The sequence below is a fragment of the Telluribacter sp. genome (assembly GCF_035998675.1).
Classification (GTDB): Bacteria; Bacteroidota; Bacteroidia; order Cytophagales; family Spirosomataceae; genus Telluribacter.
The window spans coordinates 929,133-942,092 of the sequence record NZ_DASYHI010000020.1 but is presented as its reverse complement, the minus strand read 5'-3'; the positions used below and the strand labels follow the sequence as shown (position 1 = coordinate 942,092).

Sequence of the window (12,960 nt, the reverse complement as noted above, 5' to 3'; positions counted from 1 at the left end):
CACCGCCGAATCAAAACAAGCCTTCAATAGTACCTTACTGGAATTGAAATGTGCTTGTTGCAGTTGCCGGAGCCGCATTGAGAGCCGCCTTCAATAGTACCTTACTGGAATTGAAATACGAATAACAGCCACTAATTACCCCACCCTCTATCATGCCTTCAATAGTACCTTACTGGAATTGAAATTAAATTTGGAGGAACAGGTCAGCCGAAGCCCGCTCCTTCAATAGTACCTTACTGGAATTGAAATTCGAAGCTATCAGGGTCCTTAAGGTTATCTTTAACCCTTCAATAGTACCTTACTGGAATTGAAATGCTGTCGTCCAGGGCATGTTATTAAGGTCCATCTGGGCCTTCAATAGTACCTTACTGGAATTGAAATTAGCAATTATATTGTTGTGTTTAGTTGAAAATGAACCTTCAATAGTACCTTACTGGAATTGAAATAAAGCCAGGGCAGGCCCGGTTGTAAAGCGACTGCCAACCTTCAATAGTACCTTACTGGAATTGAAATAGACTGACTTTGTACACTTCGCTTATCTTAAGCGCGACCTTCAATAGTACCTTACTGGAATTGAAATATATCCGTCTGGCTCAGGAAAGGCTTCTGCGTTTGCCTTCAATAGTACCTTACTGGAATTGAAATTTCTTCATCAGGTCATAGAGCGACTGGTAGTACATCGCCTTCAATAGTACCTTATTGGAATTGAAATGCGATTCCATCGGCGGCTCCACCTGGCCATGCTGCATCCTTCAATAGTACCTTACTGGAATTGAAATTGGAAGCCTACTTCCAGCGCGGAGCCGAAAAGCTCCTCCTTCAATAGTACCTTACTGGAATTGAAATGGAGCAAATCAGCCTGCACCTTGCGCGAGGCGCTGACCTTCAATAGTACCTTACTGGAATTGAAATATGGACCATCGGTGTTTTTTTAAGTACTCATACCGCTCCTTCAATAGTACCTTACTGGAATTGAAATTACCCATATAGCCGCTAACCCGGTATCAGATCTGACCTTCAATAGTACCTTACTGGAATTGAAATCGAGGAGCTGGACCGGCAAATAGAGGAAGCCGGCGAACCTTCAATAGTACCTTACTGGAATTGAAATCGATGTACTTGCTCATCCTGACCTTGTTGGCCATGTCCTTCAATAGTACCTTACTGGAATTGAAATGCCATAGCAGGGCGTTGGTGTGGGACTGTTTGGTCCTTCAATAGTACCTTACTGGAATTGAAATGAGTACAGGCTGGCCAGCTGGGCTTTTCGCTCCGGAGTCCTTCAATAGTACCTTACTGGAATTGAAATTTGTAGGCTTGCTCCGGAGAGAGTTTTCCCGCGGCCCCTTCAATAGTACCTTACTGGAATTGAAATGGGTCTGGTCGGCCAGCTCTTCTACGCTGTCGAACTGCCTTCAATAGTACCTTACTGGAATTGAAATGCGATACGCTGACCACCCTGCCCACCAAAACCAGCAACCTTCAATAGTACCTTACTGGAATTGAAATAAATTTTCGTTCATGATCTTGGTGTTACAGGTTTGCCTTCAATAGTACCTTACTGGAATTGAAATGATTGAATGTAAAATACCAGGCTGATTGAGCCCGGGCCTTCAATAGTACCTTACTGGAATTGAAATTCCCCAGGTGCCTGGCAAAGTCATCAGTAGCCACAGCCTTCAATAGTACCTTACTGGAATTGAAATAAACCGGAGGGTGGGGGTGCGGGGGAGGGGGAGAACCTTCAATAGTACCTTACTGGAATTGAAATTTGTGGTACTCGTCAAACCAGATGATCGAGTTCGAAGCCTTCAATAGTACCTTACTGGAATTGAAATGAAGGCAGCCGCCCGCATGGACCGCAGGACCAGCCTCCTTCAATAGTACCTTACTGGAATTGAAATATTGGAGAGATCTTCCAAGGTACCCGAGGAACTTTTCCTTCAATAGTACCTTACTGGAATTGAAATAAGTACCTGCAGGAGATGGCTGAGCGCAGTGGCCTCCCCTTCAATAGTACCTTACTGGAATTGAAATGAAATCCGCAGCATGAGTGAAACTCTGTACTACATCAACCTTCAATAGTACCTTACTGGAATTGAAATATTACCCTCTCAGAATGAATTTCGTTAATTTTCGCCACCTTCAATAGTACCTTACTGGAATTGAAATAGTAACCATCCCTACCTATGAAAAAGAACTCAGTAAGCCTTCAATAGTACCTTACTGGAATTGAAATATCTTTCCTGTAAATATGGCATCTGGCGATAATGAACCTTCAATAGTACCTTACTGGAATTGAAATGGCTGGGGAAAATAGCCTTTACGAGGCACACAAAGCCCTTCAATAGTACCTTACTGGAATTGAAATAGGCCATTTAAGCATAACAAAGCCTATTAATCTTACCTTCAATAGTACCTTACTGGAATTGAAATGCACACCCAGTGAGCTATCCGATGTTTCCATGATTATCCTTCAATAGTACCTTACTGGAATTGAAATTGGGTATTGTAGGGGTTTGTTGGTTAATTAAAAATAGACCTTCAATAGTACCTTACTGGAATTGAAATAACAACAAAAAAATATGAGAGAGTTAGAGCTTTATGCCTTCAATAGTACCTTACTGGAATTGAAATACAAAGAAGCACCCAGACTATTGACCGTTCGTATACCTTCAATAGTACCTTACTGGAATTGAAATACAAGACCATGCTGATCAAGTACCTGCGCGGGGCCGCCTTCAATAGTACCTTACTGGAATTGAAATTGAGCTCTTCGGTGCGATAGATCCATTGCTGCTCGGGCCTTCAATAGTACCTTACTGGAATTGAAATATGAATCGCAGCTCCTTCTGAAACTCCTGAGCAATCCTTCAATAGTACCTTACTGGAATTGAAATAGGTTAAGACCACGGGCGGTATCAGCGCGGTCGGCCCTTCAATAGTACCTTACTGGAATTGAAATACTTCTTCGTCCTCGTACAGCAGTCCCTTGACAGCCACCCTTCAATAGTACCTTACTGGAATTGAAATTAAAATACCCATGACCGGCGACCTGAAGGTAACGGCCGCCTTCAATAGTACCTTACTGGAATTGAAATTTTATGAACGGAGCTACAGCGGTAACCGTAGACGCTCCTTCAATAGTACCTTACTGGAATTGAAATATTTTTAAATCTTTCTTATAGCTTAATCTATCCTTACCTTCAATAGTACCTTACTGGAATTGAAATCAATGAAGAAAAAGAAGCTTCCAAAAGCTCCTAAAACCTTCAATAGTACCTTACTGGAATTGAAATGGTATTCTTCTACCGCATGCTGATGTTCAGGCAGGACCTTCAATAGTACCTTACTGGAATTGAAATAAATAAGGCAGTCAGACTTGAAACCGATACACCACGCCTTCAATAGTACCTTACTGGAATTGAAATGTACAACAAAGGACGGTTTAGGAGTGAGTACTTCTACCTTCAATAGTACCTTACTGGAATTGAAATACATTAGGACTTAATTCAGTAGATGAGTACAAAGACCTTCAATAGTACCTTACTGGAATTGAAATGGGGTACTTAGGTACCTGAAAAGCTGGAAGGTACTTCCTTCAATAGTACCTTACTGGAATTGAAATACCTGTAATTGATTTCAAATGAAGAATACAACTTCTCAACCCCCTAATAGACTGGACATAATTTCCGTGAACTAAGTTTTAAATTTACGGTATTATGGACAAACATCAGAAAACATGGAGCCTTGCTGAAAAACTGGAAGCAGTCCGGCTTTTGAAGCAGGAAGGCATTAGCAAAGCTATCGGACTGCCGAAGCAGTCGCCAAACGGGTATATCAAGTACGACTCTTTACAATCGGAGCGCCGAAGCGATGGGAGAGCCAGTTTGACCAGCAGGGAGAACAAGGATTAATCAGGAAGCAAAGTAGCAAGCCTGACCCAGAGCTTGATCGGCTGAAAAAGGAGAATCATGCCTTAAAGATGCTGGTGGCCGAGAAGGAGCTGGTGATCCGGGTACAGAATGAGCTGCTAAAAAAAAGTCCTTAGTTCGTTCGGTGCGTCTGCTGGTAGCCCAGGAATGTGTGCAAGCAGGGCTGCGCAAGAGCCTGGTGCTGCGGGTCTGTCAGATTAACCGGAGTTCGTTCTATTATAGACCCAGATGTACCAGCCGAAAGGCCGGAAGATACTGTACAACTGTTACTTACAAAAGCAACGGAGAATATGAGCCTGATAGCACCGTAGTCAAAGACATCAAGCTACTGCTGGGCCTGGAATTCGTCGATTATGGCTATTTAAAGACAACAGTTTACTTGCGTGAAGAGATGAATTTCCTGATCAACCCTAAAAAAGCGGCCGCCGCTGCGGTGTATCGCCTGATGAGGGAAAACAACCTGCTGTATGTCAATCGAGGCATTGTTAACCGCAGCAAGCGCCAGTGGGTAAAGGAGCTGGTGCCTGATCCGCAGGCAGAATTCACCTACCTTGAATTAGATATCAAGTATATCTATATTCAGGGCAAGCGTAGGAATGCCCAGGTGCTGACGGCTCTGGACGTATTCAGCCGGTGGAACCTGGCGGGGCGCCCCGTGGCGGCATACGATCAAATGGAACATGCGCCAACAGGACGTAGTGGCCCTTTTCGATACGATTTTTGAGAACTATTCCCTTCCCTTGCACATCTATGTGCGAAATGACAATGGGAGTCAATTTGTGGCCGAGATGGTACAAAAGTATTTCCGGGAAAGGAAAGTAGTTCAGGAGTTCACAAAACCTGCCACTCCGGAACAGAACGCCCACATTGAGGCGTATCATAGTATTCTAGAGCGGGCTGTCTGCCGCAGGTACGAGTTCGATAGCCTCCAGCAGGCTGGGGAGACGCTGGATCGATTCAAAAAGTTTTACAATTATAAGAGAATCCACTCGGGTATAGGGTACAAAAGCCCCTATCGGTTCCTTTTACAGAGAGGAGTAGACATGCATCAAAAGCAACAAAAAGTTCCAACCTTAAACCTAGGAATTTTGTCCAATAATTAGGGGGTCGGTACAACATCCATACCTTCAATAGTACCTTACTGGAATTGAAATCCAGTTTAGCGGCCAGCTTCTCCCGAAATATTTCCCCCCTTCAATAGTACCTTACTGGAATTGAAATATGGTTACGGCCGCGTAAATGATCAGGAAGTAGAAATACCTTCAATAGTACCTTACTGGAATTGAAATGCTACATTGAGGATGTGATTGAGCGCGCCCTGCGTCCCTTCAATAGTACCTTACTGGAATTGAAATTCGTTACCCTGCACCACCGCAATCACCGGTGTATCCACCTTCAATAGTACCTTACTGGAATTGAAATGCGCCCGCCACTGCCGGTAGCGCAGGCAGTCGAACACCTTCTACACCTTACTACTATTAAAGGCACCGCAAAAAAACAGCCGCCTTATCCGGAAGATAAGACGGCTGCTGCTACGGTAAGAAGTAATAATTATTTCCCTACTAAATTACCGGTCACTGTTCATTGATCACTGGTCATTGCAATTCACCGCTTCACCCCCGCAAAGTAGAAAAACTCCTGTTTTTGGGTGTTGTTGTAGGAAACCCGCAGTACCGGCGATATGACCTCATTTTTGCCGTTGTACCACTTCGACGATACGTAGGTACCTACGGGTTTATTCTGGTAGAAAAGCTTTACCGTATCGGCGCTGGTTTCGGCCCGGACGGGGGATAGGGTCTGTACGTCTTTCTGGGGAATAAAGGTGGTACGGGTAATTTTATAGTCGCCGTTGCTCTGTTTCCTGATTTCCAGCGCGGGTAGTTGGCTCTCATCCGAAATAGCGATACAGAGCGGGTCCAGAAAACCGTTGGTCCGGTAAGCGCCTTCGAGGCTGGCCAGGGAAGCGGGCCGGGTGGTTTCAAAATCGCAGGCCGTGGCGATAGCGATTAACAGAAAGAAGTATAGCTTTTTCATACAAAAAGATGAAAGGTTTGCCGGTAAGACCTGACAAACCTTTTATTGGTTGCAATGGCTGTACGGGTTTTTATAATGGCCCGAGCATACCCAGTTGTCGGTCTTCCTTCCAGCGGCCGCGGGTAAAGTCCGGAAACTTCACCGGTGTGTTTCCCCCCTTGATGGAAAGCGCCGACAGTGGCGTAACGGCCGACCAGGAGGCGGCGTCGTATACGTCCATGTCCAGCGGCATACCGCGGTTGAAGCAGTCGATCATGCGGTACATCATCACAAAGTCCATACCGCCGTGGCCACCGTTTTTGGCGATTTCCTCCTTCATCTTGTTCCAGATCGGGTGGGTGTACTTCTCCTTGACGGCTTTGTACTCGGCTTCCTTCAGGTAGTTGTGGCTATCCTGGCCTTTGATGGAAATCCGGCTGGGGTACCCTACGTGGAAGGCTTTGGTACCCGCCAGCATGTTGATGCGGTTGTAGGGGCGGGCGGTTACGACATCGTGCTGAATAAGAATGGTACGACCCAGGTGGGTCTTGATCAGGGTATTGTTCATATCACCGTGCTTGAAGCCCTTTTTGCCGTAGTACGGGTTGCCGGGCTTGGCCAGGGTGGTGGAGTCTTCGCTGAGGCTGGCTTCCAGCGAGCTCATGGACACCAGGTGGTTAAAGCGGTCGCCGCGGTCAATGCCCAGGTACTGCGACACCGGCCCCAGGCCGTGCATGGGGTACAGGTTGCCGTCGCGGGTTTCGTTATGCTTGATCCGCCATTGGTTGTAGTAGTTGTCCGGGCTCAGGAGCGACTCGCGCAGGTCGTGTATGTAGCCGCATTCGGCGTAGGTAAGCGTACCAAACACCCCCTGGTGGGCCATGTTGAGCAGCATCAGCTCCTCATCGCCGTAGCAGACGTTCTCCATCATCATGCAGTTGCGCTGGGTCTGCTCGGCGGTATTAACCAGTTTCCAGCAGTCGTCGAGGGTATAGGCGGCAGGTACCTCCACGGCCGCGTGTTTGCCCTGTTGCATGGCATAAACGGCCATGGGTACGTGGTCTTCCCAGGGGGTAGCCACAATCACAAGGTCCAGGTCGTCGCGCTTGACCATTTCTTTCCAGGCATCTTCTTTGCCGGTATAGTAGGTCACATCTTTTACGCCCTTGCTGTCCAGCCATTCTTTGGCCCGGTTGGCGTACTTCTCCCGGATATCCGCAATGGCCACGATGCGGGCCTTGTCGCCGCAGCCGTGCACCAGCTTCATGTGGCCGGTGCCGCGGTTACCTACCCCGATTATACCAATGCGTACCTGCTGCATGGGAGCAACCTTAAGGCCAATTACCGACTTACCGGCGGCTTTGGGTACATAGGTGGTACTTTGGATCTGATCCTCAATAGAATCGTTGGCTTTGGAAATAGCGGGCAGGCCCAGGGCCGAGCCCAGCAGCGCGGTGGCTTTCAGAAAGGAGCGGCGTTTGAGGAAATCTTTCATGGGAAAAGAGCTTTAAAAAGTTGGTTGAAAAGCCGTTAGCTTTTTTATTATCTATTTTTATTTGGGAAAAAGAAAATCCGTAGGTCGCGGGCAGGTACTATGATAAGGCACAGATCAAGGTATTTTACTTGAATAGCCAGGTACTTTGAATCCAAAGGTCCGGCTGTTTTCAGGAAACATAAGTACTTTACTAAAAAAAAGGAGGAAACCCCGGGCTTCCTCCTTGAAATAAATCAAAGTTCAGCAACTTTAAAACTCCCCAATCTGCGTGTACATTTCTTTCAGCTTGGCGTCGCGCTCGCTGGTGCGAATGTCCTTCCGGATGGAGGCCACTCCCTGAATATCCGTAAGCAGCCCCAGTACCTGGTACGCCCCGAACCGGACGAAGTAAGCCGGACTGTTGCGGGCCAGACTTTCCAGAATCGGAACGCTCCGGCGCTGTACGTCGGACGGAGATTTGATAAGGTACTTGCCGAAAACCTGCAGGAAGTTGTACTTGTCCGAAGGCTTCATATCCTTCATTTTTTCCAGAAACCATTCAAAACGATCGGGCTTGGCCAGTCCGGCAAAGTAGTTACCTATGGCGGTTACGATGGCGTCGTTGGGCGAATTTTCAAAGCGGGCGGTTATGTCATCGGCGTCGCCGGGTCGTCCGATGAGGTAGGCGTCCAGGGCTACCGATACTACCAGGTAGGAAGTATCGTTCAGGGCCTCGCGGAAGAGGGGGTCGTTGGCATTGTCACCAAAGGAAGCCAGGGTCAGGATGGCCTCCGTACGTACCTGCGAGTTGGGGTCCACGCGGGCCCGGCTTTGCACCTGCCGTTCGGCCTCCACAAACTCCACCCCATCGTATTCGGAAAAATTGGAAACCGCCACCTGACGGATTTTCCAGAAGGGGTCGGTCATGGCGTGCATCATGACGTGCCGCACCGTGGAGTCGGTCAGCTTGCCTTCCAGCTGCGTCAAGGCTTCGTACTTGTGGGCAAATTTATCCGAATGGTAGTACTGGTATACCCACTCCGGGCGACTCTTTTCGTGCTCAACGGTACCCAACAGCTGCGCCTGCGCGTCAAATACGACCAGGTCCGGGCGTTTGGCAACGGGGAATTCCAGCGTTTGCCGGGACTTGTTGATAATAACCTCATGCTGCTTTTTCTGACCATTCACCCACACGTCTACCTTGAGGGGCAAACGGTACACGGCGGTAGCCAGGGTATCCTGTAGCTGGCTTATCTTCAGACGAAGCTTGCCCGCTGCTCCGGCGTATTCCTGCTCAACCTTGATGACCGGGTGGCCCGGCGTCATAAACCACTGGTCAAAGAACCAGTTGAGGTCTTCACCGGTTACGGCCTCAAATTCCCGGCGCAGGTCGTTGATTTCGGCGGTTCCAAAGCGGTGAGCTTTCAGGTACCTTTGCAGCGCCAGGAAGAAAGCGTCGTCACCTACGTAGTTGCGGAGCATATGCAGAACACGGCCTCCTTTGGCGTAGGAGTGGCTGTCGAACATGTCTTCGCGGTGCTTGTAGAAGTACCTTATAAGCGGGACTTTCTTCTGGTCCGACTCGGCCAGGTACTGCTTTATTTCCTGCAGGTTCTGCCAGTCGGCCTCGTCTTCGCCCTTGTAGTATTCGTTCCAGAGGTACTCTGAGTAGTTGGCAAAAGATTCGTTCAGGGGTAGCTGGCCCCATTCTTCACTGGTAACCAAATCCCCAAACCAGTGGTGGGCCAGTTCGTGGGCAATTACGTTGTCGGAGTTACCGTCAACCAGCGAGCGGGTGTCGGTTTGTACGCCTTCTTCGTGAACCGTGGCGGTGGTGTTTTCCATGGCCCCGGCCGTAAAGTCGCGCACGGCAATCTGGGCGTATTTCTCCCACGGAAACTCAATTCCGAACGTATTGGAAAAGAAAGCAATCATTTCGGGGGTCCGGCCAAATATGGCTTTGGCGTGCGAAGCGTACTCTGGCTCCACGTAGTAGCTCAGTTCCAGACCGTTGGGCATGGTTTCCTTTTCCACGGCAAAGTCGCCGACGGCCAGCATGGCCAGGTAGGGCGCGTGTGGAAGCGTGTGTTTCCAGTGGTCGGTACGGGTACCGTCTTCATTGGGTATACTACTGATGAGCTGTCCGTTCGACAGGGTTTTGTATTTACCTTCTACCTTAATATAGAAATCCTGGGTCATTTTTTCGTTGGGAGCATCCACCGTCGGAAACCAGGCCGAGTTGGCTTCGGTTTCGCCCTGGGTCCATATCTGGCGGGGCTTTCCCTCGTCCAGTCCGTCGGCGTTTATAAAGTACAGGCCCTTGTCGGTAGGGTGGTCGTCGGGTTCGCCCCGGGGCTGCTCATTGGGCTTGGCCGTATAATTGATCTGGACGTACAGGGTATCCTTTCGGGTATAGTTTCGCTTGAGATAAATCGTCATCTTCCGACGGTCGTACGTATAGTCGAGGGAATCAATAATGGGTTCCAGTACGGTACGCCGGGAGAGCGAATCGTACTGACGGAGCGTGTCAATCTGGAATACGCTGTGAATATCAAAACCCTTGGCGTCCAGTTCAAGGGTACTTTGGGGAAAGAAATACGGTTTAAAGGTAATAACCGCGCTGCCCAGCACGTGCTGCCGGAGCCAGTCGAACTGCACGTTCAGTTTGGTATGGATAATATCGTTTTTCAGGGTCCGGGCGGGGCGGTAGGGGCCTTGTTTTGATACAGCACCGGGTACCCGCCTCGTGGTATCGGCCGGGGTCAGCGTCAGGCCAGCCGCCTGACCCGCTGGTACCAGCAGGCCCAGCATCAGGAAAAAAACTACGGTTTTGAACCAGGTACACTCTTTATCGCTCATTCGGTTGGTTCGTTTTAACAATCATATGCAGAGGTATTACTTGATTTAGTGGGTCTTTTTTGCAATTGTGGCAGCAAAGCCTTTGCCTAATAAGAATATCTATCCGATAGCTTCAGCTTTCCAAGTACTAAACTTACCTTGCGCAGTAGATGTTTATTACAGATGTTTGGGTATACTTAATTATTTAAAATTTATCAATCAGGGTATTTAATATGCTTTAGTCCATCTTCCACATTCATTAGCAGGTCAAAATAAAATTTAGAAGTGCTTTTTGTTTTAGGGTCTTTATATTCCCATATTTCAATCATTGATGTCCCCGTTTTTCCTTTCTGAGAAGAACCTTTGAATGCTCCGTTATAACCCAGAATTGACATAATAGCATACTGATCGCCAATTGAAACTACCTTGCAGGCATCATCCGCAGTTTTTCCACTTCCACTTTCTAAAATGGTTTCTAATAGTATGTTTACTCTTGTAATTAAATGATTGGTACGGACTTCGTTGCCTGCTTTTTTATAACAACCTGCTAACTGGTAAAGGGCAGATAGATTGGCTGGATCACCTGCAATTATAGTTTCCCCTATTTGCGCTGCCTTTATAATGTTTTTACTCTTTAAAGCTCTCAGAAAGTGGGATTCTTCGGCAGTAGTATAAAATAATTTATAATTAGCGGAGTATAACCTTCCATAGTAAAGGAATAAGGCCCGCTCCATAGTTATAGATTCTGGATAATGTATGAACTCAGTTTCTAATGTTTTATAGTAGTAGGCTGATGCTGAGTCGCGAGTCAATTCTTTTATTTTATTCAAATCAATCTGAATTTGTCCAAATAATGAATGAGCAAACAGAGTAGAAATAATAAAGAGAAGAAAAGATTTCTTGATCATTGAGCTATGTTAATTTAGTCGTGATGGTTTGTCAAATTTGTAATTCAAAAAGATATTCAATTACCCTACCCGCACAAACTGACCCGATTTGGCTGCCCGACGGGCCGGAATGTAAGATACCGTTATGGTAATTAATATAATAATCAGGCCGGTCAGCAGCACATCGCCCAGGTCCAGTTTAACGGGGTAGGCATCAACCAGCGAGCTAACCATGCCCATAGAAACCAGCCCGTATTGCTGCTGTAACCAGCATAGTCCAATTCCGCCCAGCAAACCTACCACGGCACCCGTAAGGGCTACTATGGCTCCTTCGGCCAGGAATATACGCCTTACCAAACCAGGCGTAGCGCCCATGGCGTACAGCATGGCAACATCACTCTTTTTTTCAATGGCCAGCATACTCAGCGAAAAGAAAATGTTGATAGCCGCCACCAGAATTATCATGGAAAGCGTAATGGTAACAAACAGTTTCTCGACCCGGATGGCCCGCAGCAAATCAGCGTTGAGAGAGTCCCGGTCCTGAACCAGAAAGTCCGGACCGATGGCTTTTTTCAGGCGCTGAAGTACGCTGCCGGGCGTGGCACCGGGTTTCAACTGAATTTCAAGGGACGTCCGCTCATTGTCGTATTGCAGCAGCGACGCCACCACCGATAAGGGCGCTATGACGTAATCGTCGTAACGGCTCTCAATAAAAAAAGTCCCCCCCGGCCGAACCGACACCTGGTTAAAGGCATCGGGAGCGGTGAGATTCAGGGTCCGGCGGTCGTTGCGCGGGTACCAGAGCTCGAGCGGGGTCAGGTAATCTTCCAACGAAATGAGGAGCGAATTCCGTACACCCTCCGAAATTACCGCGTACTGGGTACCGTTGGGAGTGCGCAGGCGCAGTGAACCTTCAATAAGAGCGGTGTCCAACTGCCCCCTTTGCTCAAAAGTACTGTCAACTCCCTTGAGGCGGACAATGGTTTGCAGATCGTTGTAGCGGGCCAGGGCGTTATCTTCAATCACCTGCGTGACCAGCGACACCCCGTTGGTGGTCTGTACCGCCTTCAGCAGCGAATCACTCACCGCGAAGCGGCGTCCTTCCACCGGAGTTATTTTTATATCCGCGTCGAATGTTTTAAAGATCTGACGGTTCAGGTCCTCCATGCCGTTAAATACGGAAAGTACCACTACCATAGACATGGTACCTACGCCCACGCCCACCATGGCGATGAGCGCGATAATGCTGATGAAACTTCGCTTATTGCGTGACAAAAAGTACCGGCGCGCAATCCGAAAGGGGAGGTTCATAGTCCTGATACGGGCCGGTCAATTGGTGTCGTCTTCTCTTTCGTCCTCGTCGGTAGCCGGCGGGATGTCCAGGTTAGCAAACAGGGCGTCCATTTTGGCGGCGTACTCGGCCGTGTCATCAATAAAAAACTGCAGCTCCGGTACGATCCGAAGTTGATGACGTACCCTTTCCCCCAGTTTCTGACGAATAAAGCGCCCATTTTCCTGAATACTTTCCAGGAGTATGCGCTTGTTTTTTTCGGGCAAAAAACTCAGATAAGCCCGGGCAATACCCAGGTCGGGGGTCATCCGGACCGCCGTAACCGTCACAAACGAGCCGTTGATCAGGTGCCGCGCTTCCTTCTGAAAAATATCACCCAGGTCTTTCTGTACCTGGCGGCCTACTTTTTGTTGTCTTTTGGATTCCATTCTCTTTGAAATATAGTGAAAGGAGGTAGCAGGTGGAGAAGCGATCAAAATAAACCGGGACGATGCCCTGATTTGAAAAGCCGGTAGCTCCGTC

The 12,960-nt window shown here is 48.1% G+C and carries 9 protein-coding genes and 2 CRISPR repeat arrays (1 of these 11 cut by a window edge); of the genes, 3 read left to right on the top strand and 6 right to left on the bottom strand.

Annotated elements, in window-relative coordinates; genetic code table 11:
- Positions 1-3,628: a CRISPR direct-repeat array (repeat unit 30 nt; unit sequence CCTTCAATAGTACCTTACTGGAATTGAAAT) (it extends 1,499 nt beyond the left edge of the window).
- A 94-nt stretch (positions 3,629-3,722) separates the two neighbouring features.
- From VGN67_RS18190 to VGN67_RS24575, 3 genes are all read left to right on the top strand, one after another.
- A complete protein-coding gene (locus VGN67_RS18190) occupies positions 3,723-3,917 on the top strand; it encodes a hypothetical protein (protein ID WP_327488281.1) in 195 nt (64 codons plus the stop codon).
- Between the two features lie 142 nt (positions 3,918-4,059).
- Entirely contained in the window at positions 4,060-4,659 is a 600-nt protein-coding gene (locus VGN67_RS18185) for a hypothetical protein (RefSeq protein WP_327488280.1), read from the top strand.
- A complete protein-coding gene (locus VGN67_RS24575; protein ID WP_327488279.1) occupies positions 4,616-5,038 on the top strand; it encodes an integrase core domain-containing protein in 423 nt (140 codons plus the stop codon). The genes VGN67_RS18185 and VGN67_RS24575 overlap by 44 nt, the downstream gene beginning before the upstream one ends.
- 21 nt (positions 5,039-5,059) lie before the next feature.
- Positions 5,060-5,357: direct repeats of the CRISPR family, unit length 30 nt; unit sequence CCTTCAATAGTACCTTACTGGAATTGAAAT.
- Positions 5,358-5,540: 183 nt separating this feature from the next.
- On the opposite strand, the gene VGN67_RS18175 is transcribed toward VGN67_RS24575, so the two are convergent.
- The 6 genes from VGN67_RS18175 to rbfA all read right to left on the bottom strand — a co-directional run bounded on the left by VGN67_RS18175 (position 5,541) and on the right by rbfA (position 12,866).
- Positions 5,541-5,969, bottom strand: a complete 429-nt coding sequence (locus VGN67_RS18175; RefSeq protein WP_327488278.1) for a hypothetical protein — start codon at positions 5,967-5,969, stop codon at positions 5,541-5,543.
- 70 nt (positions 5,970-6,039) lie between these two features.
- Positions 6,040-7,443 carry a Gfo/Idh/MocA family protein gene (locus VGN67_RS18170; RefSeq protein ID WP_327488277.1) on the bottom strand — a complete coding sequence of 468 codons (1,404 nt, stop codon included), beginning with the start codon at positions 7,441-7,443 and terminating at the stop codon, positions 6,040-6,042.
- A gap of 249 nt (positions 7,444-7,692) precedes the next feature.
- Complete coding sequence (locus VGN67_RS18165; protein WP_327488276.1) at positions 7,693-10,281, bottom strand: M1 family metallopeptidase; 2,589 nt, start codon at positions 10,279-10,281, stop codon at positions 7,693-7,695.
- Between the two features lie 194 nt (positions 10,282-10,475).
- Positions 10,476-11,168: a DUF4919 domain-containing protein gene (locus tag VGN67_RS18160; protein ID WP_327488275.1), complete on the bottom strand. Its 693-nt coding sequence runs from the start codon at positions 11,166-11,168 to the stop codon at positions 10,476-10,478.
- Positions 11,169-11,228: 60 nt separating this feature from the next.
- Positions 11,229-12,458, bottom strand: coding sequence for an ABC transporter permease (locus VGN67_RS18155; RefSeq protein ID WP_327488274.1), 1,230 nt, complete (start codon positions 12,456-12,458; stop codon positions 11,229-11,231).
- A gap of 18 nt (positions 12,459-12,476) precedes the next feature.
- A complete protein-coding gene (rbfA, locus tag VGN67_RS18150; protein ID WP_327488273.1) occupies positions 12,477-12,866 on the bottom strand; it encodes a 30S ribosome-binding factor RbfA in 390 nt (129 codons plus the stop codon).
- Between the last annotated feature and the right edge of the window lie 94 nt (positions 12,867-12,960).